Raw genomic sequence first — 24,014 nt, 5'->3', positions numbered from 1 at the left:
CCTGTGCAGGTTCCACCACCGGCTCAAGACGCACTCGCCCTGGCGCTACGAGATGGTCGCGCCCGGGGCGTTCGAGTGGACCAGTCCCCACGGGCACCGCTACCGCCGCGACCACACCGGCACCAGCGCGATCGACCCACCAGATGACCCGCCCGGCATCCCGCGTCCACGCCGACGATGACCCCGCCCCGCACCCCGCCCCCACCAGGTGGCGGGGCCACACGCGCGTTCTGGCTGGGTGTGGCCGGCGACGACCCGAGGCTCGAGGGGAGCCGGGTACGGCGCGCACTCAGCGGATCGGTAACTCAGACCGCCCGCGAACGGGCAGCTGGCAAGACGCGGCCGCAGGAGGGGTAGTCGACGCACCCAGGCCCCCTGCCGTCGTCGCTGGCCGAAGGTCCTGCACGCAACGAGGGCCCCGACCGCTGCCGGTCGGGGCCCTTCATTGCGCGGATGGGGCTACGTCAGAGGCGACGCTCGCACCGCACACGGCGCTCGCCCTGGCAGGCGTCGCGCCCGGCGCGGCCGTCTGTGGCGTCGCGGCCACGGTTGCCCAGCAGGCGGTCGTTCCCCGGGGAGCCCTTGATCGTGTCGTGGCCCCGGCCGCCGTTCACGACCGCGCGGTACTTGCCACACTTCGGGGTGCCCAGCTCGTCGCCGTCGCCGTACTCGACGTTGGCAATGATGAGGTCCTTGCCGGGTCCGGCGTTCACCCACGCCTTGCACGTCACGACCGTGATCCGCTCGCCGCGGTTGGTCCCGCGGATCCTCGCCGTCTTGGCGGACACCACGTAGTCCTCGAAGTTGCGGATGCGGGTCGCGGCCCCGCTGTTCTTGTCATCCACCCGGCGGTCCAGGTCGGCCTTGAGCCGCAGGGTCGGAACGTCGAGCATCAGGCGGTCCTCGCCCTTGTTGCCCTTCACCATCGATGACCTCCCGCCGAGGCCGTTGGTCCGGTAGATGTCGTCCCCACTGCCGAGCTGCACGTTGCGGTTGAATGTCGCCGGGGCGTCGACCGTGAGGTGCTCGACTGCGTCGGTGCCGCGGAAGTCGAGGAGCCCGCGCTCGGTCTCTGTGGCGAACGAGAACTCGTCAAAGTGACCGGTCCACGTCAGCGACGTGTCGGCCCCGGTGACTGACCCGTTGGCCTCCACACGCATGTTGTAGGCGGACCGAAGGAACAGGCCACCGCCCTTCCCGACGGTGACCGCGCCCGGGGCGGTCTGGACGCCGTTCCAGTGGAGGTAGCCGGTCTCGACGAGGTCGATGGTGTCGGCGTTCGGCGTGCCTGCCATGCCGGAGGTGACGCGCCCAGATGTGGCGAGGCGGATGACGTCGGCCTCGGTGTCGGTGCCGTCGAGGGTGCCCGCGAGGACCTGGTGCGAGCCTCCGTTCTCGTCGGTGAACGTGTCGGCCCCTGCGCCGAGGATGGCGACGACGCCGCCCTCGCCCGTGGCGCACACGCGGTCATCGCCGCCGACCGCGTCGACTCTCGTGGCGCCGTTGGTGACGATGACGTCCGCGCCTTCCGTCCCGGCGATCTGGCCCCCCGGTGTGCCGACGATGGTCGCCGGTTGTCCCTGACACGTCTCGGCCGCTGCGGTTGCCGTGCCCATGGGCACGAGCAGGGCCGAGCCCAGGAGCGCGGCGGCGGTGAGTGAGAGTCGCATGATTCCCCCTGCGGTTGCGGATGATGCCGAATCTGTGTGACGAGGCCGCGACCCAGAATGTTGCGACCTGTCCGTGCGCCGCCCGCGCGGTGCTCAGATCCTCGAGTGCCGCGACGCCCGCGTGGATGTCGCGTGCCCAGCCGATCGACACGAGCACGCCGTCCGGCGCGCCGGGAGCGACGTCGTTCCGGTCGACGGCCCAGCACCTCTCAGCGCAGGCGCTTGACCGTGCCGACGAGTGCGCCGCGTGCGCGGGAGGCGACCGGGGGAAGGCGGAGCACGTCCCGCTCCACCGAGTCGACCGTGTCGCCGCTGCGGATGCTGTAGCGGGGCTGGAGCCAGCGGTCGGAGTGGGCCCAGCGGCGGTCGCTGGTCTGCACGGTGCGGTAGCCGAGGGGGCGCAGCTCGTGCAGGACGGCGCGGTCGTAGCGACCCAGCGGCAGGGCGGCGTCGTGCACGCGGCTGCCGGTGACGTCCTGCAGCACCGTGCGGGCGGTCACGAGCTCCTCGCGTCGGCGGGCCGGGTCGAGCCCCCGCCAGGGCCGGTGCGACATGCCGTGGTTGCCGATCGTCATGCCGGACGCGTGCAGCAGGCGTACGTCGTCGCGGCTGAGGCTGCCCGGTAGGTCCAGCCGCCCGGCCACGACGAAGAAGCTCGCACGCAGGCCGCGCTCGAGGAGTGCCGGGAGCGCGATCTCCACGTCCGAGGAGTTCCCGTCGTCGAAGCTCAGGCGCACGTCGTGCCGTCCGACCACCCGGTCCAGCACACCGAGGAAGACGTCCTTGCTGATCCAGTAGACGTCCTCGCCGGGCTCGAGTCGGCGCTGCGGCGCGCCGATGCCATGGAAGCAGACATTCACCACGCGCATGCGTCGAACCGTAGGGTCGCTTCCTGCCACGCCTCCGGGCGTCCGGCGGAGGCTCACAAAATATGGGTATGTGCCTCGGTGCCGCCCGCTCGGCGCCGACCCGTCTTCCTACGGTGGGGGCATGTCAGGGGAGTCCGTGGGGGTGGACCTGGCACCGATCACCGACGACGACATCGGTGCGGTCGCCGCGTTCCTGCACCAGCACCTCAACGCCAGGTTGAGTGCCGACGAGTGGGCGCGGTGTGCCGTGCCGCCGTGGAGCGTGGACGCCCCCAACCACGGCTTCCTGCTGCGCCAGGGCGACGAGGTGGTCGGGGCCTACCTCGCCTTCTACTCCGAGCGCGTGGTCGACGGCGAGCCCCGCCGGCGCTGCAACCTGGCCGCCTGGTGCGTGCTGGAGGAGCACCGCGCGCACGGCGTACGCCTGGCGCGGGCGATGCTGCGCCAGCGCGACTACGACTTCGTCGACCTCTCGCCCAGCGGCAACGTAGTTAGCCTCAACGAGCGCCTGGGGTTCACCAGCCTCGACACCGCCACCGCGCTGGTGCCGAACCTTCCGCTGCCGTCGCGCCGCGGCGTGCGGGTGCTCACCGCGCCACATGACATCGAGGCGGCGCTGACGGGGGACGACCTGCGCGTCTACCGCGACCACCGCGCGGCCGCGGCCGCGCTGCACTTCGTGGTGCGCGTCGGCCCGGACAGCTGCTACGTGATCGCCCGCCGCGACCGGCGCAAGGGCCTGCCGCTCTTCGCCTCGCTGGTCCACGTCTCGGACCCGGCGGTCCTGGCGCGGGCGGGGCACGCGCCCTACCGTCACCTGCTGCTGCGCCACCGCGCGCTCGTCACGCTCGCCGAGCGGCGCGTGGCGGGCCGACCGCCGCGGCTGTCCCGGATGCAGTCCTCGCCTCGCCCGCGGATGTTCCGCAGCACCGCGCTCGAGCCGCGCTCGGTCGACTACCTCTACAGCGAGCTGACGTGCGTGCCGTGGTGAGCGGCACGCCGACGACGAAGGGATCCCTCATGGCGGCGAACGGCGGAGTCGCAGGACGACTCCGGCACACCCTGGTCGACGCACCCGGGTCGGCGGGTGCGCGCATGCGGGCCCGCCGCTGGGAGCTCGTCGAGCAGGCCTTCCCGGACCTGGCGACGATGTCGGTCCTCGACCTCGGCGGCACCGTCGAGTGGTGGCGCCGGGCGCCCGTGCGACCCAAGGACGTGACGGTGCTCAACCTCTTCGAGCCCGGCGAGTCCGACGACGCGGCGATGCTCCCGGTCACGGGCGACGCGTGCCGGGCGCGTGAGGTGCTGGCTGCGGCCGGCGCGTCGACGTCGTACGACGTCGTGTTCAGCAACTCGCTGCTCGAGCACGTCGGCGGGCACGCCCAGCGGGCGGCGCTCGCGCGCGAGGTCCGCGCCCTCGCGCCGCGCCACTGGGTGCAGACGCCCTACCGCTACTTCCCGCTCGAGCCGCACTGGCTCTTCCCGGGACTGCAGTTCATGCCGATGGCCGCCCGCGCGCGGCTCGCCGCGGCCTGGCCCCTCGCGCACAGCAGCCCCGAGTCGACCGAGGAGGCCATGTCGGAGGTGCAGTGGACCGAGCTGGTCGGGGTCGCCGAGCTGCGCTCGTACTTCCCCGACTCGCACATCCACCACGAGCGCTTCGCCGGCCTGACGAAGTCGCTCGTGGCGATCGCGGGCGGCGCGAGCAGCTAGCCCAGCTCGGGGTTCACCGCCTCGCCGGAGTCCCACACGTTGCCGGTCCACACGTTGCCGGCCGCGTTGCGGTCGAACGAAGTCACCGGTCCGTAGACGCCACACTTGCGGTTGGCGCCGCGCTCGAAGACGTTGTTGGTGACCTTGACGTTCGTCGCCTGGTAGGGCTTGGAGCGCGATGCACCGCCGTAGAGGCAGTACGAGATCGAGGAGTTGTTGGCCCTCAGGTAGTTGTTGTCGATGGTGACGTTGTCGATCGGGTCGAAGTCCCCGAACAGCGACAGGTCGCCGCTGCAACCACCGTCGGTGCTGTTGAGGATCGCCGTGCAGTGCAGCGTGTTGTGGCGGATCACCATGTTGCTGCCGCCGTTCGAGATGAAGGCGTTGTTGTGGTAGCTCCCGCCGTCGGGGTTGTGCTGGTCGTGCAACCAGGAGTCGGTGACCTCGCAGTTGTTGTTGCACTGGAAGCTGTGCTGCCCGCCGGTGACGTCGACGCGCCGGGCGGTGATGTTGTAGCCCCAGAGCCCCGCGGTGGAGACGGAGCCGGCACGCACGTCGGAGTCGGTGATGGTCACCGAGCTGTCGCCGTCGCCGTAGATCGACCACACGCCCGGAACGAGGGACTTGTCGATGACGACACCGGTGGTCTGGATCACCAGCGCGTCGCTGCACTTGGAGAGGACGTCCGCGCCCGAGATGGTGCGCGCCGAGGTGATGGTGCACGGGCCGGTGTACGGCGTGAGCGCGGTGCCGGCCGGTACGCCGGTGTTGTCGGGGCCGGGCCAGCCGCCGGGAGGCGGCGTGGTGGGCGTCGGCGTCGGGGTCGGGGTCGGGGTCGGGGCGGTCTCGGAGCCTGACGGGACGAAGCGCACGTCGACCCAGTAGTTGGTGTTGCGCGGAGCCTCGTTGCGCGGGAACCGCGCCGTGCTGCCGGACCGCGTCATGCCGTTGCGGTCACCCGGGGCACGCAGGTGGGCGTTGCTCCTGGACTTGCTGAAGCCGCCCGGCGTGGCCGCGTGGATCCCCTTGGCGCCGGTGTGCACCGAGACGACGTAGGCCTTGCCGGCGGCGAGCGCCACGCCGGAGTCGAAGCCGACCTTCTTCCAGCCCTTGCCCTTGACCGGACGCAGCGTCGTCCGGGCCAGGACCTTTCCGCGCTTCGACCACAAGGTGGCGGACGCGGGGGTGGATCCCTTGGACTTGCGCGGCTTGTAGTAGCGCACGCCGACCGCCGTCCCGGCGACCTTGGCCTTGAAGCGCATGCCGACCTCGCGCTCGGGCCCGCGGCGCACGTCCGCGTCGGGGGCGCGGCGGGGGAGCAGACCGACCTCGGCGGCACGCGCCCGGTCCGCGGTGTTGCCGTGGGCTGACGGGGTGGGGCGCTCGACGAGGGCGAGGGCGGTGAGGACGACTGCGAGGACGAAGACGGGGACGAGGCGCCGACGGCCTCGGGACATGACGGGGCCGGACACAGGGGACGACATGGAGAAACCTCGATGACACGGGGGCAGGGGACACAGACCGCGCAGGTGGGGGGTGGGGGTGTGCGCGGTCCCCCGGCATCCTCCACACGCGCCCGCCGGTCGACAAGGCCACGGAGCAACATCCCCAAAATGTGCCGTAACACCTCAGCGCACGACGGTCGCCGACCACGCCTGCTCGATGAGCAGGCTCGGTGTCGCGTTCGCGGCGGTGTCGACCGCCCAGGTGTCGGTCACGCCGGGCTCGTCGGCACGCGGCATCCCGTAGATCACCGTGTCGTCGTCGAGCCACTCGACCTGGTCGTCGAGCCCGCGCGGGCCGGCCTCGAGCAGCGTGCGCTCGCCCGTCGCGAGGTCCTGGACGGCGACCTGCCACACGACGCGGCGCCCCGGGTCGACGTCGACCTTGAAGGCGACCCGGGTTCCGTCGGGCGACAGGGCGGGACACTCGGCGTCGGGGGACACCGAGGTGAGCGTGCGCTCGGCGAGGTCGCCCTCGACCAGCCACGTTCGGTCGCCGGTGGCGACCGTGGCGTAGAAGGTCCGGTCGTCCGCGAAGGTCACGCCCCAGACGTTGCGGTCGACCGGGTTGACCTCCTCGCCCTCGATCACCAGCTGGAAGTCCTCGAGGTTGCCCCACCGCTCACCGCCGCCGAACTCGTGGACCTCGGTCGCGGTCGAGAAGCCCGTGGTCATGTAGGAGTGGCCGGCCACGAAGACGGTCGTCGCCACGAGGGTCCCGTCCGGGCTCAGCCGCGTGCGGCTCGGGATCCCTGGCAGGTCGTTGCTCGCCACTTCCTGCCAGTCGGCGTCGAGCTCGAACCCCTCGAACGACGCCGCCACGCTGGTGTCGTTCAGCAGGCACGACGCACCCTCGGCCCGGGCCGCGACCCGGTCGCAGGTGACGCCGGTGAACGCGCGTGCTCCGCCCGGGTCGTCCAGGGGCACCACGGCCACCACGCCGTACTTGCTGTCGAGGCCGGTGTGCCGGAACACGATCCGCGGGCCGTCGGTCAGCTCGGCGATGGGCGTCTGCTCGGCCTCGGGCTCGGCCGCCCGCTCGGCGCGCACCTCGCGACGCTCGACGACGACGTAGGAGGTCGCCGCGACGGCGATCGCCACGACCACCGTGACGAAGGCCAGCACCCGGGCGCGGGTGCTCACGACGTGACCGCGGCGCCGTCGAGGCGCCCGATCCGGGTCGTGGCCGCGAGGACGGCGAGCACCAGGAGGGTGGCGACGGTCGCCATCGCCACCGTGGGGCCGAGCAGCAGCCACAGCACGCCGAACCCGGCCGAGGCGAGCATCCGCGCGAGCGCGACCACGGTCTGCGCGGCGGCGATGCCGCTGGACCGGGCCTGCACCGGCACGAGGCGGCCCGCGATGGCAGCGATCACGCCGTCGGTCGCGGCGTAGAAGGTGCCCAGCAGGAGCAGCGTCCCGACAGTGGCGGCGGCGGTCGAGGTGGGGAGCACGGCGCACAGGTAGGCACCGACGAGGGCGAGGTGGCCCACGACGAGCGTGCGAGCCCGCCCGACCCGGTCGGCGAGCCGACCGACCGGCACGGCCAGCACCAGGTAGGCCACGTTGGTCCCGACGTAGAAGAGGGGGAACCAGGCCACGTTGACGCCGCCGTGGTCGAGCAGGGCGAGGTAGATGAACCCGTCGCCGATGGTCAGCAGGCCGAGCACGCCGGCGACCACGAGGAGCGGCCGCAGCCGGGCGTCGGTCAGGTCACGCCAGCGGAACGGGGGCGGCGTGGGTCCGCTCCGGGCCGCCGCGTCGCGCCGGGTCCGCACGTCCGGTCCGAGCAGGCCGAGCAGGGCCACCCCGGCGATCGCGAAGGCGAGCGAGACCACGAGCACCACGGAGTAGCCGCCGGGCACGAGCCACAGCAGGCCGAAGGCGATCAGCGGGCCGACGGCGGCACCGATCGTGTCCAGCATCCGGTGCACGCCGAAGGCGCGGCCGAGGTGCTCGGTCGGCGTCGCGGTGCTGATCATCGCGTCGCGCGGTGCCGTCCGGATCCCCTTGCCGATGCGGTCCGCCGTGACCACGGCGGCGATCCCGGCGGCGCCCGAGGCGAACAGCAGGAAGACGCGTGCGACGGCGGAGAGCCCGTAGCCGAGGAACGCCACCCACTTGGGCCGGTCCGAGGCGTCCGCCAGCCACCCGCCGCCGAGGCGGACGAGGGCGCTGACCCCCTGGTAGAGGCCGTCGATCAGGCCGTACGCCACCGGCGTGAGGCCGACGACCGCGGTGAGGTAGAGCGGGAGGATCGCCGACACCGACTCCGACGAGACGTCGGTGAGCATCGACACGATGCCGAGCGTGATGACGACGCGGCCGACGGGCGGTCGGGTCGAGGCCGGGCCGCGCGGGGCGGTGCGGCCGGCGGGCCGGTCGCGGACGGAGATGTACATCCCGCTCACCCGCGCTCGGCGCGCAGCGAGGCGTGGACGGCGTACGTCGTCCCGGAGCCTCGCGGGGTGACCGTGACGGTCACGACGCTGTCACCTCGCCGGAAGGCGGCCGCGGTGGAGCCGGCGACGCTCGGCGGGGTCGCCGTCTCCGCCATGCCACGGCGGGCCAGGCGGGTCCGGTAGGCGAGCAGGACCTGCCCCGGCGAGAGGGACGACGTCGCCACCAGCCCGACCTGCAGCCGGTCACCCGAGGGCGACACGCTGCTGCTCTGCACCCGGGCGGCCCGGGTGGGGCGCAGCGCGTCGGGGAACCGGCGCAGGAGCCGACCCTGTGCAGTCGCGGCGCGGGGGAGGGGGGTCGTGACGAGCGGACCGGGGTCGGACGGCGGGAGGAGCTCGGAGAGGCTGTCGACCGTCGGCTCGGGCGCCTCCGGCATCTCCAGGGCCGGGGCCGAGCCGTCGGCAGTGCCCTCGGCATCCGCGTCGCTGCCCGGCGCGGTGCCCGGCGTCGTGCTCGGGCTGGTGCTCGGGCTGGGTGTGGTGTCCACGGTCCCGTCGGCCTGGTCGCCCGACTGCTCACCGGACCGGGCCCTGCGGTCCTCGCCCCCGTCCTTCGCGCGCTTCCCAGGGGACGGCGCGGTCGCAGCATCCGGGGAAGCAGTGCCCGGGGTAGCAGTGCCCGGGGAAGCAGTGCCCGGAGACGCAGCGCCGGGGGACGCGGCGTCCGGTGACGCCCCACCGGCGCCGCAGCCGCCGAGGAGAAGGCTGGCCACGACGCCGACCACGGCGACCGTCACAGGTCTGGTGTTCATCAGGTGCTCGACCCCCACGGTCGTCGACGAGACTTCTGCCCGCGCGCTCAGTATGCGCCGCGGTGCCCGAGCACGGCACGCACCGTGCGGACGAGGATCGAGAGGTCGAGGCGCAGCGACCAGTTCTCGACGTACTTGAGGTCCAGGCGTACCGACTCCGCCCAGGTGAGGTCGGAGCGGCCCGACACCTGCCACAGCCCGGTCACGCCCGGCTTGACCACGAGCCGCCGGCGCGGGTCGACGTCGTAGCGGGCGACCTCGCAGGGCAGGGCCGGCCGGGGTCCGACGAGGGACATGTCGCCCCGGACCACGTTCCACAGCTGCGGGAGCTCGTCGAGGGAGTAGCGGCGCAGCTTGCTTCCCAGCGGCGTGATGCGCGGGTCCTGAGCGATCTTGAACAGGACGCCGTCCTTCTCGTTCTCCTCGGCCAGCCCCAGCCGTGCCGTCTCGGCGTCGACCCCCATCGAGCGGAGCTTGAGCATCGTGAACGGCACGCCGTCACGACCGATGCGCTCCTGGCGGAAGAACGCGGGGCCGGGGGTCTCCATCCGGATGGCCACGGCGAGGGCGGCCAGCACGGGCAGGGCCATGACCAGCGCGGCGAGGGCGAGAGCGCGCTCGACGAGGTCCTTCAGCAGCCGCCGCGGCCCGCGGAGGGCGGGCTTGCCGACGTGCAGCACGCCGAGGCCGGCGGTCGACATCACCCGGGTGCGTTGGGGCTCCACGTCCAGCAGACCCGTGCCGAGGAACAGCTCGGTGCCCAGACCGGCCAGCGACCAGTGCAGCCGCCGCACCTCGACGGGCGAGAGCCTGGCACCCGGCAGCACGACGAGCGCGTCGGCGCCGTGGTCGTGCGCCGCGGTCGAGGACGCCTCCAGACCGACGTAGACCGGGACGTCGCCCTCGACCGGGGTCTTGGAGGCGCGCGTGAGGCAGGCGGCCACGACCTCGTGGGTGCCGCTGGCCCGCAGCTGTGCGACGGCCTCCCGGACGTCGCGCGGCCGGCCGGCGAGCACCACCCGCGGGAGCGGACGGCGTACGCCGGCGACGAACGGCACGGCGCTCGTGACGGTCAGGGCAGCCACGAACGCGGCGAGCGCCAGCGGGTCGGCGTGCCACAGCAGCGGTGAGACCGCCAGGGTGAGCACCGCCGTGCGGGCGCCCGCGGCGAGCACCACCGCGGCGCGGGCACCCCGGGACTGGCCGAGGGCCTGGCGCCGGTAGCGACCGGACACCGCGAGCAGGGACGGCCAGGCGAGGGCGGTCGCGAGGGCGGCGGGGAGCTCCAGCCAGCCCTGCGACACCGCACCGACGGCGAGCGCCAGCGCGAGGGCCAGGTCGAGGGCGGGCGCCGGCCACGTCGGGGCCGTGCGCCTGGCCGTCCGGGCCGGGAGCAGGTCGGCCGGGGCCGGTTCGAGGAGCGGCTCGGGGGCCGGCTCGAGGAGCGGCTTGGGCGAGAGGGCGCCGGGTGCGACGAGCGGCAGGGTGGTGACCCCCCGTGGACGGGGGACCTGCCTGTCGAGCAGGAGGCCGTCCGCGGTCACCACCTCGGCGACGACGTCGGGCACGAACCCGGACGCCACCTCGGAGACCACCTCGGCGACCCTGTCGCTGACCTGCGTCATCTCATCAACCCCCCTCCGGGACACCGCCCAAGGCACCCCGTTGCTGACCTTGCAGCGAGCCTAGGAACGCCCGTCGTGGCGGGCATGCCGCAAATGAGCGAAAGCCGTGCACGCCCGGGAGATACCCATTCGAAGGGATGGGCAGGTCACGCCGGGCGGACCTACTCTCGAAGAGGTGCACCAGCCACTGGTTCGCTCTTCTCGGGCCAGCCCCGCACTGGCCGCCTCCTGGTGGCCGCTGGCGTGACGCGGAACCCCACGCTTCGTCACCCGGAACCGATGTGAACCAGTGGGCGGCGGTCGAGGTCCCCCTCCTCGACCGCCGCGTTCCATGTGCACGCACCGACGGGAGCGCACGGCGGAGCCGCACGCGGGACATCGAGCCGATGGGCTCAGGCGCCCACCTTCCAGCCGACCTGGTTGGCCATGCCGACCGCGGCCAGCTGCGAGGAGACCTCGAGCTTGCCCAGGATCGACTTCACCTGCGTCCGGACCGTGGCCTCCGACACCACGCTGTCCTGCGCGATCGCCCGCACCGTGCGGCCCTCGATGAGCGCGCCGAGGACCTGGCGCTCGCGCGGGGTCAGCAGGTCCAGCCGGCGGCGTACGTCGTCGTGGGCCTGGCGGTCGCGCGCCCACGCCTCGAGCAACGACTCCAGCTCCTCGCGGGTGACCACCGGCAACCCCTGGTGCAGCCGCCGCACGGTGGCGAGCGCCTGCTGCAGGGCGCCGGTCTTGGACAGCACCTTGCGCGCCCCCAGCCGCATGCAGGCCCCCCATCGCCCGATGTCCTCTGACGCGGTCAGCACGACCACGTTGGCGTTGGCCCGGGCGAGCGGGGCGACGAGGTTCATCCCGTCGCCGAAGCGGCCGAGGTCGAGGTCGAGCAGCACCGTGCGGGGGTTGGCCCGCAGGGCCAGCGACCTCAGCGTGGCCATCGACCCGCCCTCGTCGGGCGGCTCCAGACGTCGTACGTCGTAGCCCTCCAGGGACAGGGCGAGCTCGAGCGACTCCGCGAACAGCACGTGGTCGTCGATGATCAGGACCCGGTGCTCACCCCGTGACGCGCCAGGCACGGCCGTCCTCCATCGTCAGGTCGGAGCCGGCCGGGCCGGGGGTGGCCACGCGGGGCGCGACCAGCCGGATCGGCTCGGGGCCGTTCTCCGGCGAGCGGCGGGCCGCGGGCAGGGAGATCACGAACGACGACCCGGCGCCGTCGCGGTCGGCGAGCCGCAGCGACCCACCGGCCTCGGTCACCAGGCGCCGGGCGACGTTGAGCCCGATGCCCTCGCCCCGGGACTCGGCGCCGCGCTTGCCCCAGTCGAAGATCTGCGGTCGCTGCTCGCGGGGGATGCCGCGGCCGAAGTCGGTGACCGTGATGTCGACGGTCTCCTCGTCGCGCCGGCTCACCTCCACCAGGCTCTCGTCAGTTCCGCCGTGCTTGGCGGCGTTGTCGACGAGGATGTTGAGCACCTCGGCCAGGGCGTCGAACGGAGCCCGGACGACGTCCCCGGTGGAGTGGAGCTCGACGTGACGGCCCTTGAGCCGCTGCAGGTCGAGGATCTGGCCCAGCGCGTCGTCGAGGCGCAGGTCGGCGACCTGCGGGCCGGTGCCGGCGAGCATCCGCTCCATCCGGTCGAGCTCGCGGCGCAACGAGGACCACAGCCGTTCGCGTGCCTCGCTCGAGAGGTCCTCGCGGTCGAGGAGCGCCGACCCGCTGACCAGACCGGCGATCGTGCTGCGCAGCTCGTGGAGCCGCTCGCGCTGCTCGCGGGTGGCGTCGACGAGCACGTGCTCGAAGGAGTCGATGCGCTGGCGCTCCTCCTCGAGGGTGCGGCGCAGTGCTGCCCAGGCGATGCCCAGCCACGCTGCTCCGACGGCCGTGCGGGCGAGCCACAGGCCGGCGTCGATGCTGCCGCCGGCGAGTCCGGTCGGCGGGACGAGCTGGCCCAGGACCACCACGCCCACCGTGGCGAGGAGCAGGGCGGTGATCGCTCGCGGTGCCGCGCGGTGCTGAAGCACGAGCACCGCGGACAGCAGGTGGGTCGCGAGGAGCACCCCGATGAGCAGCTGCATGGCCGGCGACGGCGGGTGCACCCGCGGGAACTGCAGCAGCAGGTGGCCTGCCGCCACGAGCCCGAGCCCGAGCCCGATCACGAACGTCTCGTCGACGACGCGCCGAACGCGCTCCGGTGCGAGCAGCGGGAGCATCACGCCGATCATCCCGAGCATCGCCACGGTGAGCAGGAGCACCTGGGTGAGCGCTCCCCGAGGCGGCTCGGTGTGCAGCGCGACGAGCGTGACCACGAGCGCCTGGGCGGCCACGAGCGCGCCCGTGGCGACCGTCCACCCCGCCACGGCGCCGGCGTGCTTGCGCCACATGACCAGCGCGGTGCACCCGGCGGCCGCGACGAAGACCCCGCTCACGAGGCCCTCCCCGAGCGTGGGGACCGTCGACGCCGTCGGTGGCGACCACCACGCCCCTGCCCCCGATCCGGTCCCCGAACCGACCCAGACCAGGACCAGGAACGAGGCGAGCCCCGTGACCCCCGTCCGGCACCTGTGGCGCAGATCCCCCCTGCAGAACCCCAGCATCGTTGCTACCCCCCTGCGGTACAGCCCTCGTGTTGTCGAGACGCCTCGGCTGCCTCCCAGAGCTGCCGAACCCGTCGTGCCGGTCGCGTGTGCCGTGACCTGCATGCCCGTCGTACGTGCCTGTGCTTCTGTGCCAGTGCGCCTCTCGGCTGAGACTGCAACTCGCGGTGCGGGGGGTCCACTGATTCTGTGGTCGTACCGCAAATAGGGCAAAGGCGGTCTGGTCCGCCGTTCGCAGGACTCTTGGAGGCTTCGTCAAGGAGTCCATCAGCGCGGTGGCAGCGGGCTGCGATTTCCCCTCAAGGGGGTAGTGGGAGCGTCCCCCGGGCGGTTCGGGGTAGGCGAGGTCCGGTCGCGTCCCCAATTAGGTGCACGTTCGCCAAAGGGTCGACGTGTGGAGGCGTGCGGCGGACAGGCTTGGTCACGCCAGCAGGCGGAGGGAGGGCTCATGAGCGTGGCAGGTCCGGTGTGGGTGCTGTCCCCGCACCTCTTGGTCGCGCAGGCCGTCACGGCCGCGCTGCGCTCGGTCGGGGTCCCGGCCGAGACCCGGAGGTGGGAGTCGGTGGTCGACGAGGACGTCTCGGGGGTGGCCGCGCCGATGCGACCTGCGGTGGTCGTCGCCATTGTGGACGGGGTTGACAACTCGACCGTCGTCGGTCATGTCGAGGCGCTCGCCCAGCCCGGCGACGTACGCGTCGTCGTGGTCAGCTCCGCCGACGCCTCCACCCGGTGGGGAGGGCTCCTGGCCAACGACGCCGTCGACGTCGTGACCGTGACCACGTCGGTCTCGCAGCTCGCCGACGTCGTGCAGCGCCTGACGTCCGGTGCCTCGTCGATGGATCCGGAGGAGAGACTGGCGTTGCGCGCCTCCTGGGCGCTGGACCGGGACCGCCGCCGTCACGTGCGCGAGCAGCTGGACTCCCTGTCCCCGCAGCAACGACGGGTGCTCGAGCTCCTGGCGTCCGGGCACCGGGTCGCGGAGGTCGGGGTCGAGATGGGGGTGGCGGAGGGCACGGTCCGCAGCCACGTCAAGGCGCTGCGCGCCAAGCTGGGTGCCTCGACGCAGCTCAAGGCCGTGGCGATGTTCCACCAGGCCTACGACGTGACGGGGGGCGCCGACCTGGTGCCGAGACCCCGGGGGGCGGGTGAGGACCCGGGCGACGACCCGGGTGACCCCCGCACGCGCGACCGGCGCGGCGACAAGGTGGGCGCCGGCCGTCGATAGGCTGCGCGCATGATGGATCCCACCACGCTCGACGACCACTCCTTCGCCGTCTGGGCGGCCGAACGTGCCGGTTCGGTGCTCCTCGACGTACGCGCCGGGGCGGAGGCCGACGGCCTGGAGGGGAAGGCGCTCAAGGACGCCGGCGACGCCGCCGCGCAGGCCGAGCTCGACAGGATCCTCACCCAGCACCGCCCGGACGACGCCGTGCTCTCCGAGGAGGCCGCCGACGACAAGTCGCGACTGACCGCCCGGCGGGTGTGGATCATCGACCCTCTCGACGGCACGCGCGAGTTCTCCGAGCCGCCCCGCGACGACTGGGCGGTGCACGTGGCGCTGTGGGAGGACGGTGACCTCGTCGCCGGCGCGGTGGCCCAGCCGGCCCTGGGGGAGACCTTCAGCACCGGCCGTCCCAGCGCGGTGCCGCCGCGGACCTCGCAGCGTCCCCGCATCGCGGTCTCGCGCAGCCGGCCGCCGGCCTTCGTCGAGGCGCTCGCCGCCGAGCTCGACGCCGAGCTCGTGCCGATGGGGAGCGCGGGCGTGAAGGTGATGAGCGTGGTGCGCGACCTCGCCGACGCCTACGTCCACGCCGGCGGGCAGTACCAGTGGGACAATGCCGCACCGGTGGCGGTCGCCCGCGCCGCCGGCCTGCACTGCAGCCGTGTCGACGGCTCGCCGCTCGTCTACAACGAGGACGACACCTCGCTGCCCGACCTGATCGTGTGCCGTCCCGAGCTCGCCGAGCAGATCGTCGACTTCGTCAGGCGCCACGGGACCGCGTGAGGCCCCGGCTCGTCAGTGGACGAGCTTGAGCCCGATGATGCAGCCGACGAGGCCGGTCAGCAGCAGGGCCTTGACGACGGAGAACGCCTCGGTGCCGGTCACCATCGCGACGACCACCGTCAGCACGGCGCCGATGCCGACCCACACGGCGTACGACGTGCCCACCGGCAGCGTGCGCATCGCGTAGCCGAGCCCGGCCATGCTGAGCACGAGCGCGACGACGAAGGTCGCGGTCGGCACCGGGCGGGTGAGGCCGTCGGAGCGGCCGAGGGCGGTGGCCCACACGGCCTCCAGCACTCCGGACAGGACGAGCACGAACCACGACATGGCCATCTCCTCGACGGCCGTCTTGTCGCGTCCCCGGGTACGGCTCCCTCGTCCGGTCGCCCACGGTTCGGGGCTCCGGCGAGCATATATCGGCTTGCGTCGCGGGGGCCCACCGCGCCAGCGTGGCCGTCATGACCTCCTTCGTCTCCCACACGACCGTGGACTGTCACGACGCCTACACGCTCTCGGAGTGGTGGAAGGCCATGCTCGGCTACGTCGACGTGGAGGGCGACCCCAACGAGCCGGGGCACGAGGAGTGCATGATCCTGGACCCGGAGACCGGTCACAGCATCCTGTTCATCGAGGTGCCCGACGCCGAGCTGCCCGCCAAGCGCATCCACTTCGACCTGCGCCCGCGTGAGGGCACCCGCGACGACGAGGTCGAGCGGGTCCGCGGCCTCGGCGCCACGGAGGTGGCCGACCAGCGCGGGCAGTACGGGCCCGGCACGGGGTGGGTCGTCTTCGCCGACCCGGAGGGCAACCAGTTCTGCATCCTGCGTTCGCAGGCGGAGGTGGACGCCGGTCCACCTCCGCCTGCGAGCTGACGCCGCGGTCAGTGCGCCAGGGCGTACGCCGCGCAGCCGATCATCTCCATGCTCACCGTCAGCCGGTCCATGCTGATGTTCTTCTCGATGGTGTCCTCGGGCGAGTGGTAGGGCGGCTCGAGCAGCGCGGGCGTCGCCTCGCCGCGCCACGAGAAGTTGGCCGACGCGATGCCGACCTCCTGGAAGGACTGGTGGTCGCTGGCCCCGCGCTGCGTCACGGGTGAGATCTGGGGGTCGTAGCCCAGTCGCTGCGCCGCAGCGGTGACCTGGTCGGTGGTCGCGTTGCCGGTGCCCGAGAAGGACAGGACCCAGTAGCGCGTCGCAGGGCTCCAGCTGGTGCCGACCATGTCGTTCTGGAAGACGCCGGCGATGCGGCCGCGCTCGGCCGACGAGAGCTGGGCGACGTGGTAGCGCGATCCGATCAGGCCCTGCTCCTCCGACCCCCACAGGGCGAGCCGGATCGTGGCCTCCGTCTTGGGGAGCTTGCGGAGGACCCGGGCGAGCTCGAGGGTCAGCACGGTGCCCGAGCCGTCGTCGTTGGCACCGGGGGCGCCGATGACCGAGTCGTAGTGCCCGGAGATGTAGACGACGGGGCCGGCGGCGCCCGCACGGCCGGGGATGTCGGCGAAGACGTTGTTGCTCGTGAGGCCGCGGTGCGAGGTGGTGGTGACGGAGAGGCGCAGCGGACGGACCGCGATCTCCTCGCGCAGCAGCCGCTTCTGCACCTGCGCGACGCCGAGCACCGGGATCGTCGCGACCGGCGTCCAGGGCGGCGCCGTCGTGCCGGTGGTGGGCACCAGGCGCAGGGATGCGGCCGACGCGCGGCGGGGGTACTCGAGGTCGGCCGGCAGCAGGATGACGGCCGCCGCCCCACGCCGCTGGGCCTCGAGCACGAAGGCCGCGCGCAGGTTCACCCGGGTGGCGGGGGTCGCGTCCTGGGCGTCGTCGGCCAGCACGATCGCGCCGGTGATCGCCGCAGCGTCGGCGGGCCAGGCGGGTGCGGTCGCCGCCTTCACGTCGACCACGTTGCCGGTGACGGTGGGGCCGTCGAGGCCCGCGTCGGGGGAGGCGCCCGCCTGCCAGCAGATGTCGTCGGGCAGCTGGCCGTCCGGGTCACCGATGTCGGCGAGGAACTTGTCCGCCACGGCGAAGGGTTCGAGACGGGGGTTGCTGCAGCCGGCGCTGCGCAGGGAGGTCAGCGCGAACTCGGCGGCCGCCTTCTCCGCGGCGGTGCCGCCGATGCGCGGGCCGATGCGCTCGGAGAGCACCTGCAGGTCGGCCAGGGCGCGCGAGGGACGGATGCCCTGCACGACCAGGCGGTCACGGACGGCGAGCGAGGGCCCCCGCACCGAGCCGGGGCGGGTGGCGTCGGCGGCCCAGGCGGGCTGGCCCGCCGCGACGACCGCGACACCACCGGCAGCGCCGGCGAGGAGAGTTCTGCGACTGAGGGTGGACTGGTCGGTTCCCGAGATGTCATTCATGACATGCGAACCTAGGTGTCCGGCAGTCGAACGGTAAAGGGTTCGAAAGTCGCACGTGTCGGTGCGTGTGGACCGTCGGGTCAGGAGACCCAGGTCTTCCACTGGAAGCTGGTGGGCAGGTAGCGCTCGTCGCCCTTGACCCGGAAGGACCAGAACCAGGTGCCCTTGCGGCGCGGCAGCGTGACGCTGTAGCGGCCTCGCCGATCCGTCCTGATGGCCTTGTACCTGACGTAGCCGGACTCCTGGGTCCGGGAGACCCGGATGACGATCTTCCTGTTGCCGTACCGCGGCTTGACCCGCCCCTCCACCTCGAAGCCGCCGCTGGGGTAGGTGATCGTGCGCCGGACCTGGACGGTGAACGGCTCGGACGAGCTGGTGTCGTAGCTGTCGTCCGCACCTGACGTGGCGGTGTGACCGTTGTAGACGACCTTGTACGACGTGGTCATCCACGGCCGTACCTCGAGGTAGTCGCTCGACGCGGAGTCCTGCGTGGTGACGGCCACCCAGGTCCTCGAGCCCGCCTCCATGGCGTAGAGCGTGGTGGTGCCGTCCGTGGGCGTGGAGCCGTCCTGGCTGTCCACGTCGACATCGATGTCGATCGTTTCCCGGAAGTCGACGACGGTGGCGTCGGGGAGCGCGACGGTCGTCGTCGTCACCGTGTCGGCGGCCGTGGTCGGCGACGCCACCAGGACGCTCGACGAGCCCGTGAGCGCACCAGCGACCAGGACCCGGACGGCGAAGCGGTGGGAGGGCACGTGTCTGGTCCTCGAGGGATGGGAAGAGCCGGTCAGAAAATGGCTGTGAGCCAGCGCCACCTTCTCACGGGTGGCGCTGGCTCACGAGGTGGAGCGTCAGATCAGGAGCGCTCGGCAGCGGTGCGCGCGAGCGGAGCCTTGTAGCTGGAGGTGTACCAGACCTCGCTGTAGGCGAGGAACTTCTCGTTGCCCGGGACGGTGATCTTGAAGTAGAGCTTGTTGCCGCGGCGCGGGGCGGGCAGGCGGACCTGGAACTTGCTCTTCTTGTTGGTCTTGACCGTCTTGAACTTCTTGTACTTCTTGCCCTTCTTGATCTGGACCTTGACCTTGCTCCGCTTGTAGTCGGGCTTGACCTTGCCCTTGATCGTGAGCCGGGCCTTGGCCCGGTCGATCGTCACGTCGCGGGCGACGCCGACGGTGAACGGGGCCGACTCGCTCGGCTGGTAGGTGTCCTCGTAGGCCGTGGTCGCGGTGTAGCCGCTGTAGACCACCTTGTAGGTGGTGTTCATGCTCGGCTCGACGGGGTAGAAGTCGGAGCCCGCGTACGTGCCGGTCGCGACCGGGACCCAGGCGGACGAGCCCGCCTCCATCGCGTAGAGCGTGGGCGTGCCGTCCGTGGCGCTGAGGCCGTCGGAGGCCTGGACGTCGACGCTGATGTAGACGGCGTCGCCGTAGGCGACCGCGGTCTGGTCGGCCGTCGCGGTGGTCACGGTGGTCAGGTTGTCGGCCGCCTGGCTGGGCGCGGCGATGGCGATCGGCGTCAGGCCGAGCAGTCCGGCACTGACGGTGCCCGCGATGAGTCGAGTGGTGCGCATGTCCCCGTTTGTTCCTCTCAGGTGAAGTTGTGCCTGCCCGGCGACGCCGGGCGTTGAGGTGGTTGCTACCCCTGAGGCGCACGGGACAAACCCCCTGTCCCCACGAACCCTGTCCGGGCAGCCCCCGTAGACTTTCACCCTCCCCCGCCCTCTCCTCATGCGGGGGCGCTTCCGCGTGCTCTCGAAGGGATCCCCGGTGCCGTCCACGCCCCTCGCCGCCGTCGCCCGGCGCGTCGTCGCCGCCCCCACCCTGGGCGGCGCGCTCGCCGACGCCGCGGTGCAGTCCTCGCTCGACCTGACCGGGCCCGGCGCGGTCCGCCCCTTCGTGGTCCACGGACTCGTCGAGCGCGGGCGCACGGTCCTCGCGGTCACCGCCACCTCCCGCGAGGCCGAGGACCTCGTCGAGGAGCTCGCCGACCTCGTCGACCCCGACGCCGTCGCCTACTACCCGAGCTGGGAGACGCTGCCCCACGAGCGCCTGAGCCCGCGCAGCGACACGGTCGGTCGCCGTCTCGCCGTGCTGCGGCGCCTGCGCCACCCCGGCACCGACGCCGCCAACGGCCCGCTGAAGGTGGTCGTCGCCCCGATCCGCAGCCTCCTGCAGCCCCAGGTCACGGGGCTCGCCGACATCGAGCCGGTGGAGCTCGCCCCGGGCGACACGAGGCCGCTCGACGAGGTCGTGCGCGGCCTGGCCGAGGCGGCGTACTCCCGCGTCGACATGGTCGAGCGCCGCGGCGAGTTCGCGGTGCGCGGCGGCATCGTCGACGTCTTCCCGCCCACCGAGGAGCACCCGCTGCGCGTGGAGTTCTGCGGCGACGACGTCGAGGAGATCCGCGCCTTCTCCGTCGCCGACCAGCGCACCCTCGAGACCGTGGAGCGGCTCTGGGCGCCCCCGTGCCGCGAGCTGCTGCTCACCGACGACGTACGACGTCGCGCCGCCGAGCTCGGCCAGGCGCACCCGCAGCTGCTCGAGCTCACCGACAAGATGGCCGCCGGCATCGCCGTGGAGGGCATGGAGTCGCTCGCGCCCGCGCTGGTCGACTCGATGGAGCTGCTCGTCGACCTGATGCCGGCCGACACCACCGTGCTGGTCCTCGACCCCGAGCGCGCCCGCACCCGCGCGCACGACCTGGTCGCGACGAGCGAGGAGTTCCTCGGCGCCTCGTGGGCCGCGGCGGCCGGGGGCGGCACGGCGCCGATCGACCTGGGCGCTGCGTCCTACCGTGAGATCGCCGACGTGCGGCTCCACGCGCTCGGCCTCGGGCACGCGTGGTGGACCGTCAGCCCCTTCGGCATCGACACCAGCGACGTGCCCGTCGACGCCCAGACGGCCGGGGTGCCGAGCCGCGCCCTGCCCACGCACCCCGCCGAGGCCTACCGCGGCGACCTCCAGCAGGCGGTGGACGACATCCGCGGCTGGGTCACCGACGGCGTCGACGTCGTGGTCGTGCACGCCGGACACGGACCGGCCCAGCGCTTCGTCGAGCTGCTCGGCGAGAACGACGTCGCCGCCCGCCTCGTCGAGGAGGGCGAGACCGCCGGGCCCAACGTGGTGACCGTGACGTGCGGCCACCTCGTGCACGGCATCGTCGACGACGAGGCGAGGGTCGCGGTCGTCACGGGCGACGACCTCTCGTCATCAGTTGGCTCGACCCGGGACTTGCGCAACCGCATGCCGGCGCGGCGCAAGAAGCAGATCGACCCGCTCGAGCTCAAGGCCGGCGACTACGTGGTGCACGAGCAGCACGGCGTCGGCCGCTTCGTGGAGATGAAGCAGCGTGAGATCGGTGGCGCGGTGCGGGAGTACCTCGTCCTGGAGTACGGCCCCAGCAAGCGCGGCGGACCCAACGACATGCTCTACGTCCCGGCCGACACCCTCGACCAGGTCACCCGCTACGTCGGCGGCGAGAACCCCAGCCTCGACCGCCTCGGCGGCGGCGACTGGACCAAGCGCAAGAACAAGGCCCGGCGCGCGGTCCGGGAGATCGCCGCCGAGCTGATCAAGCTCTACGCCGCCCGGCAGGCGACGAAGGGCCACGCCTACGGCCCCGACACCCCGTGGCAGCGCGAGCTCGAGGACGCGTTCCCGTTCACCGAGACCGTCGACCAGCTCACGACGGTCGACGAGGTCAAGGCCGACATGCGCCAGGTCGTGCCGATGGACCGGCTGGTGTGCGGCGACGTCGGCTACGGCAAGACCGAGATCGCGGTCCGCGCCGCGTTCAAGGCGGTGCAGGACGGCAAGCAGGTGGCGGTGCTGGTGCCGACCACCCTGCTCGTCACGCAGCACCTGTCGACGTTCTCGGAGCGGATGAGCGGCTTCCCCGTCGTCATCAAGGGCCTCTCACGCTTCCAGACCGACAAGGAGGCCAAGGAGGTCGTCGCCGGCCTCGCCGACGGGTCGATCGACATCGTCGTGGGCACCCACCGCCTGCTCAACCCCGACATCAAGGTCAAGGACCTCGGCCTGATCATCGTCGACGAGGAGCAGCGCTTCGGCGTCGAGCACAAGGAGCAGATGAAGCGGATGCGCACGTCGGTCGACGTGCTGTCCATGAGCGCGACGCCGATCCCGCGCACGCTGGAGATGGCGGTGACCGGCATCCGCGAGATGTCGACGATCACCACCCCGCCGGAGGAACGGCACCCGGTGCTGACCTACGTCGGCGCCTACGAGGACCGCCAGGTCGTCGCCGCCGTGCGTCGCGAGCTGCTGCGCGAGGGCCAGGTCTTCTACATCCACAACCGCGTGCAGTCGATCGAGAAGGCCGCGGCCCGGATCAGGGAGCTCGTGCCGGAGGCACGGGTGGCGACCGCGCACGGCCAGATGAACGAGCGCCAGCTCGAGCAGGTGATGCTCGACTTCTGGGAGAAGCGCTTCGACGTGCTCGTCTGCACGACGCTGGTCGAGTCGGGCCTCGACGTCTCCAACGCCAACACGATGATCATCGAGCGCTCCGACACCCTCGGCCTCTCCCAGCTGCACCAGCTGCGTGGCCGCGTCGGCCGCTCCCGCGAGCGGGCCTACGCCTACTTCCTCTACCCGGCGGAGAAGCCGCTGACCGAGACCGCCCACGAGCGGCTCGCGACGCTCGCCCAGCACTCCGACCTCGGCGGCGGCATGGCCATCGCGATGAAGGACCTCGAGATCCGCGGCGCGGGCAACCTGCTCGGCGGCGAGCAGTCCGGCCACATCGCCGACGTCGGCTTCGACCTCTACGTCCGGCTCGTCGGCGAGGCGGTCGCCGACTTCAAGGGTGGCGCCGAGGAGGAGCTCGCGGAGGTGCGCATCGAGCTGCCGGTCGACGCCCACCTGCCCCACGACTACATCCCCAGCGAGCGGCTGCGGCTCGAGATCTACAAGCGGCTGGCCGAGGTGCGCACCGACGCCGACGTCGACGAGGTCCGCGCCGAGCTGCTCGACCGCTACGGCAACCCGCCCGAGGTCGTGGAGTCGCTGCTCGTCGTCGCGCGCTTCCGCGCGCGGTGCCGCCAGGTCGGGGTCGGCGAGGTGACGGTGGCCGGCAAGTACGTCCGGTTCGCACCCGTCGACCTCCCCGAGTCGCGCGTCGTACGCCTCCAGCGGCTGCACCCCAAGAGCGTCGTCAAGGCTCCCACCAGCACGATCCTGGTGCCGCGCCCGCAGGGGAGCGGCTTCCCCGTGCGCCCGGTGGCGGGCGTGGCCCTGCTTGAATGGGCCCGCGGTGTGATCGACGACATCATCGCCGCCCCGGCGCCCGTCGCCGCCTCGACCGCATCGACCAAGGAGTGACCCCGTGAGCAAGACCCGCCGGATGTCGGCCGCGCCCACCTCGGTGATGGTGGCCCTCGCAGGACTGCTGCTGACCGGCTGCGGCAGCGCGAGCCCCGGTGTCGCGGTCAAGGTCGGCGACGAGGAGATCAGCACCCGCCACGTCGATGCGGTCACGACCAACTACTGCACCGCGGTGGGGGAGCTCGAGTCGGCGGTGCCGATGGGCTTCGTGCGCCAGTACGTCGTCCAGCTGCTGACGCTGCGCTCGCAGGCCTCGCAGATCGCCGACGACTACGGCGTGGAGCCGGGCTCGACCTACTACAACGACGTCGCGCAGCGCGAGACCGCGGCGGAGGCCCAGCCCGAGGAGGTCCGCGACGACTACGTCGAGCTCGCGTCCACCTCGGCCTACGCCCAGGACATCCTCGACCAGGTCGGTCGCATCGTCCTGGAGGAGCAGGGCGTCACCGACGCGACCGCCGAGCAGACCACCCAGGCCGGCATCGACGTGTTCAACCAGTGGCCCAACACCCACGACCTCGAGATCGACCCGCGCTTCGGCCTGCGCACCGTCGACGGGGTGCTGTCCCCGGTCGACACCTCCACCTCGGTGGCGGTCAGCGACACGGCGAAGTCGGGCTCGGCGACCGAGCCCGACCCCGCCTTCGCGGAGACGCTGCCGGTCAGCCACCGGTGCGGCTGAGCCCGTGAGCGCCACGACCGGCAGCTCGGCCCTCGAGGACTTCGCGGAGCAGATGCGGGTGCTGCAGCGCGAGTGCGCGTGGAAGCGCGAGCAGACCCACACCTCGCTGATCCCCTACGTGCGGGAGGAGGCTGAGGAGGTCGTCGAGGCGATCGAGTCGGGTGACCCGGCCGCGTTGTGCGACGAGCTGGGCGACCTGCTGCTGCAGGTGTTCATCCACGCGGTGATCGCCGAGGAGGCGGGCGAGTTCACCCTCGACGACGTCGCCCGCGGGGTGATCGCCAAGATGGAACGGCGCAACCCCCATGTCTTCGGCGACGCGGTCGCCGCCGACGTGGCCGAGGTGATGGAGCTGTGGAACGCCGCCAAGGCCGCCGAGAAGGCCGAGAAGGTGCGGAACACACAGCAACCGGACGTCGCCGGGCCGGCTCAGACCTGACT

At 72.5% G+C, this 24,014-nt stretch carries 21 protein-coding genes, 1 pseudogene and 1 riboswitch; of the genes and pseudogenes, 9 read left to right on the top strand and 13 right to left on the bottom strand.

Features of this window, described 5'->3' with window-relative positions; genetic code table 11:
* Positions 1-181 (top strand): annotated as a pseudogene (locus HOO61_RS22620) (HNH endonuclease); the annotation flags it as partial.
* Between the two features lie 283 nt (positions 182-464).
* Here HOO61_RS22620 and HOO61_RS22615 read toward each other — a convergent pair.
* Both HOO61_RS22615 and HOO61_RS22610 read right to left on the bottom strand, forming a co-directional pair.
* Positions 465-1,670 (bottom strand): hypothetical protein, encoded by a 1,206-nt coding sequence (locus tag HOO61_RS22615; protein WP_172255786.1) that lies wholly within the window; start codon positions 1,668-1,670, stop codon positions 465-467.
* Between the two features lie 209 nt (positions 1,671-1,879).
* Positions 1,880-2,539: a polysaccharide deacetylase family protein gene (locus HOO61_RS22610; protein WP_172255782.1), complete on the bottom strand. Its 660-nt coding sequence runs from the start codon at positions 2,537-2,539 to the stop codon at positions 1,880-1,882.
* Between the two features lie 121 nt (positions 2,540-2,660).
* Between HOO61_RS22610 and HOO61_RS22605 the strand changes: the two genes are divergently transcribed.
* Positions 2,661-3,530: a hypothetical protein gene (locus HOO61_RS22605; protein WP_216658493.1), complete on the top strand. Its 870-nt coding sequence runs from the start codon at positions 2,661-2,663 to the stop codon at positions 3,528-3,530.
* 104 nt (positions 3,531-3,634) lie between these two features.
* Entirely contained in the window at positions 3,635-4,252 is a 618-nt protein-coding gene (locus HOO61_RS22600; RefSeq protein ID WP_216658492.1) for a hypothetical protein, read from the top strand.
* On the opposite strand, the gene HOO61_RS24690 is transcribed toward HOO61_RS22600, so the two are convergent.
* The 7 genes from HOO61_RS24690 to HOO61_RS25105 form a co-directional block, all read right to left on the bottom strand.
* Positions 4,249-5,736 carry a DUF4082 domain-containing protein gene (locus HOO61_RS24690; protein ID WP_301538935.1) on the bottom strand — a complete coding sequence of 496 codons (1,488 nt, stop codon included), beginning with the start codon at positions 5,734-5,736 and terminating at the stop codon, positions 4,249-4,251. The genes HOO61_RS22600 and HOO61_RS24690 overlap by 4 nt on opposite strands.
* Positions 5,737-5,880: 144 nt before the next feature.
* Entirely contained in the window at positions 5,881-6,897 is a 1,017-nt protein-coding gene (locus tag HOO61_RS22580; RefSeq protein ID WP_172255773.1) for a hypothetical protein, read from the bottom strand.
* Positions 6,894-8,156, bottom strand: a complete 1,263-nt coding sequence (locus tag HOO61_RS22575) for an MFS transporter (RefSeq protein ID WP_172255770.1) — start codon at positions 8,154-8,156, stop codon at positions 6,894-6,896. The genes HOO61_RS22580 and HOO61_RS22575 overlap by 4 nt, the downstream gene beginning before the upstream one ends.
* Positions 8,157-8,161: 5 nt before the next feature.
* Positions 8,162-8,704, bottom strand: coding sequence for a hypothetical protein (locus HOO61_RS22570; protein WP_172255767.1), 543 nt, complete (start codon positions 8,702-8,704; stop codon positions 8,162-8,164).
* A 311-nt stretch (positions 8,705-9,015) separates the two neighbouring features.
* Complete coding sequence (locus HOO61_RS22565; protein WP_172255763.1) at positions 9,016-10,593, bottom strand: exopolysaccharide biosynthesis polyprenyl glycosylphosphotransferase; 1,578 nt, start codon at positions 10,591-10,593, stop codon at positions 9,016-9,018.
* 392 nt (positions 10,594-10,985) lie between these two features.
* Complete coding sequence (locus HOO61_RS22560; protein ID WP_172255760.1) at positions 10,986-11,669, bottom strand: response regulator transcription factor; 684 nt, start codon at positions 11,667-11,669, stop codon at positions 10,986-10,988.
* Positions 11,647-13,020 (bottom strand): HAMP domain-containing sensor histidine kinase, encoded by a 1,374-nt coding sequence (locus HOO61_RS25105; protein ID WP_172255757.1) that lies wholly within the window; start codon positions 13,018-13,020, stop codon positions 11,647-11,649. Before HOO61_RS25105 ends, HOO61_RS22560 begins: the two co-directional genes overlap by 23 nt.
* Before the next feature lie 616 nt (positions 13,021-13,636).
* Here HOO61_RS25105 and HOO61_RS22550 point away from each other — a divergent pair.
* Together HOO61_RS22550 and HOO61_RS22545 are read left to right on the top strand one after the other, a co-directional pair.
* Complete coding sequence (locus HOO61_RS22550; RefSeq protein WP_172255754.1) at positions 13,637-14,413, top strand: LuxR C-terminal-related transcriptional regulator; 777 nt, start codon at positions 13,637-13,639, stop codon at positions 14,411-14,413.
* 9 nt (positions 14,414-14,422) lie between these two features.
* The gene (locus HOO61_RS22545) at positions 14,423-15,193 is read left to right on the top strand and encodes a 3'(2'),5'-bisphosphate nucleotidase CysQ (protein ID WP_216658491.1); all 771 of its coding nucleotides are present in this window, start codon (positions 14,423-14,425) and stop codon (positions 15,191-15,193) included.
* A gap of 12 nt (positions 15,194-15,205) precedes the next feature.
* On the opposite strand, the gene HOO61_RS22540 is transcribed toward HOO61_RS22545, so the two are convergent.
* The gene (locus HOO61_RS22540; protein WP_172255752.1) at positions 15,206-15,520 is read right to left on the bottom strand and encodes a multidrug efflux SMR transporter; all 315 of its coding nucleotides are present in this window, start codon (positions 15,518-15,520) and stop codon (positions 15,206-15,208) included.
* A gap of 12 nt (positions 15,521-15,532) precedes the next feature.
* A riboswitch (guanidine-III (ykkC-III) riboswitch) is annotated at positions 15,533-15,599 on the bottom strand.
* A gap of 52 nt (positions 15,600-15,651) precedes the next feature.
* Between HOO61_RS22540 and HOO61_RS22535 the strand changes: the two genes are divergently transcribed.
* On the top strand, positions 15,652-16,065 hold the full coding sequence (locus HOO61_RS22535) for a VOC family protein (RefSeq protein ID WP_172255749.1): 414 nt from the start codon (positions 15,652-15,654) through the stop codon (positions 16,063-16,065).
* An 8-nt stretch (positions 16,066-16,073) separates the two neighbouring features.
* Here HOO61_RS22535 and HOO61_RS22530 read toward each other — a convergent pair whose 3' ends face one another.
* From HOO61_RS22530 to HOO61_RS22520, 3 genes are all read right to left on the bottom strand, one after another.
* On the bottom strand, positions 16,074-17,546 hold the full coding sequence (locus HOO61_RS22530) for a M20/M25/M40 family metallo-hydrolase (RefSeq protein WP_172255746.1): 1,473 nt from the start codon (positions 17,544-17,546) through the stop codon (positions 16,074-16,076).
* Positions 17,547-17,626: 80 nt separating this feature from the next.
* Complete coding sequence (locus HOO61_RS22525; RefSeq protein WP_172255743.1) at positions 17,627-18,301, bottom strand: hypothetical protein; 675 nt, start codon at positions 18,299-18,301, stop codon at positions 17,627-17,629.
* A gap of 101 nt (positions 18,302-18,402) precedes the next feature.
* The gene (locus HOO61_RS22520; RefSeq protein ID WP_172255740.1) at positions 18,403-19,116 is read right to left on the bottom strand and encodes a hypothetical protein; all 714 of its coding nucleotides are present in this window, start codon (positions 19,114-19,116) and stop codon (positions 18,403-18,405) included.
* A gap of 157 nt (positions 19,117-19,273) precedes the next feature.
* Between HOO61_RS22520 and mfd the strand changes: the two genes are divergently transcribed.
* The 3 genes from mfd to HOO61_RS22505 are packed head-to-tail and all read left to right on the top strand — an operon-like array spanning position 19,274 to position 24,012.
* Complete coding sequence (gene mfd / locus HOO61_RS22515; protein WP_172255737.1) at positions 19,274-22,888, top strand: transcription-repair coupling factor; 3,615 nt, start codon at positions 19,274-19,276, stop codon at positions 22,886-22,888.
* Between the two features lie 4 nt (positions 22,889-22,892).
* Positions 22,893-23,573: a hypothetical protein gene (locus HOO61_RS22510; RefSeq protein WP_172255734.1), complete on the top strand. Its 681-nt coding sequence runs from the start codon at positions 22,893-22,895 to the stop codon at positions 23,571-23,573.
* A 4-nt stretch (positions 23,574-23,577) separates the two neighbouring features.
* Entirely contained in the window at positions 23,578-24,012 is a 435-nt protein-coding gene (locus tag HOO61_RS22505) for a MazG nucleotide pyrophosphohydrolase domain-containing protein (protein ID WP_367649959.1), read from the top strand.
* Positions 24,013-24,014: the final 2 nt, after the last annotated feature.

This window comes from Nocardioides sp. zg-1230, from assembly GCF_013155335.1.
In the GTDB taxonomy this organism is placed as follows: domain Bacteria; phylum Actinomycetota; class Actinomycetes; order Propionibacteriales; family Nocardioidaceae; genus Nocardioides.
Note: the sequence above shows the minus strand (reverse complement) of the source record. Positions and strands in the feature narration are given on the sequence as shown.

What these genes read in the sequence shown, in the direction of transcription:
- HOO61_RS22615 (WP_172255786.1), bottom strand. Translation starts at nt 1,670, where the DNA reads ATGCGACTCTCACTCACCGCCGCCGCGCTCCTGGGCTCGGCCCTGCTC.
- HOO61_RS22610 (WP_172255782.1), bottom strand. Translation starts at nt 2,539, where the DNA reads ATGCGCGTGGTGAATGTCTGCTTCCATGGCATCGGCGCGCCGCAGCGC.
- HOO61_RS22605 (WP_216658493.1), top strand. Translation starts at nt 2,661, where the DNA reads ATGTCAGGGGAGTCCGTGGGGGTGGACCTGGCACCGATCACCGACGAC.
- HOO61_RS22600 (WP_216658492.1), top strand. Translation starts at nt 3,635, where the DNA reads ATGCGGGCCCGCCGCTGGGAGCTCGTCGAGCAGGCCTTCCCGGACCTG.
- HOO61_RS24690 (WP_301538935.1), bottom strand. Translation starts at nt 5,736, where the DNA reads ATGTCGTCCCCTGTGTCCGGCCCCGTCATGTCCCGAGGCCGTCGGCGC.
- HOO61_RS22575 (WP_172255770.1), bottom strand. Translation starts at nt 8,156, where the DNA reads ATGTACATCTCCGTCCGCGACCGGCCCGCCGGCCGCACCGCCCCGCGC.
- HOO61_RS22565 (WP_172255763.1), bottom strand. Translation starts at nt 10,593, where the DNA reads ATGACGCAGGTCAGCGACAGGGTCGCCGAGGTGGTCTCCGAGGTGGCG.
- HOO61_RS22550 (WP_172255754.1), top strand. Translation starts at nt 13,637, where the DNA reads ATGAGCGTGGCAGGTCCGGTGTGGGTGCTGTCCCCGCACCTCTTGGTC.
- HOO61_RS22545 (WP_216658491.1), top strand. Translation starts at nt 14,423, where the DNA reads ATGATGGATCCCACCACGCTCGACGACCACTCCTTCGCCGTCTGGGCG.
- HOO61_RS22540 (WP_172255752.1), bottom strand. Translation starts at nt 15,520, where the DNA reads ATGTCGTGGTTCGTGCTCGTCCTGTCCGGAGTGCTGGAGGCCGTGTGG.
- HOO61_RS22535 (WP_172255749.1), top strand. Translation starts at nt 15,652, where the DNA reads ATGACCTCCTTCGTCTCCCACACGACCGTGGACTGTCACGACGCCTAC.
- HOO61_RS22530 (WP_172255746.1), bottom strand. Translation starts at nt 17,546, where the DNA reads ATGAATGACATCTCGGGAACCGACCAGTCCACCCTCAGTCGCAGAACT.
- HOO61_RS22520 (WP_172255740.1), bottom strand. Translation starts at nt 19,116, where the DNA reads ATGCGCACCACTCGACTCATCGCGGGCACCGTCAGTGCCGGACTGCTC.
- mfd (WP_172255737.1), top strand. Translation starts at nt 19,274, where the DNA reads ATGCGGGGGCGCTTCCGCGTGCTCTCGAAGGGATCCCCGGTGCCGTCC.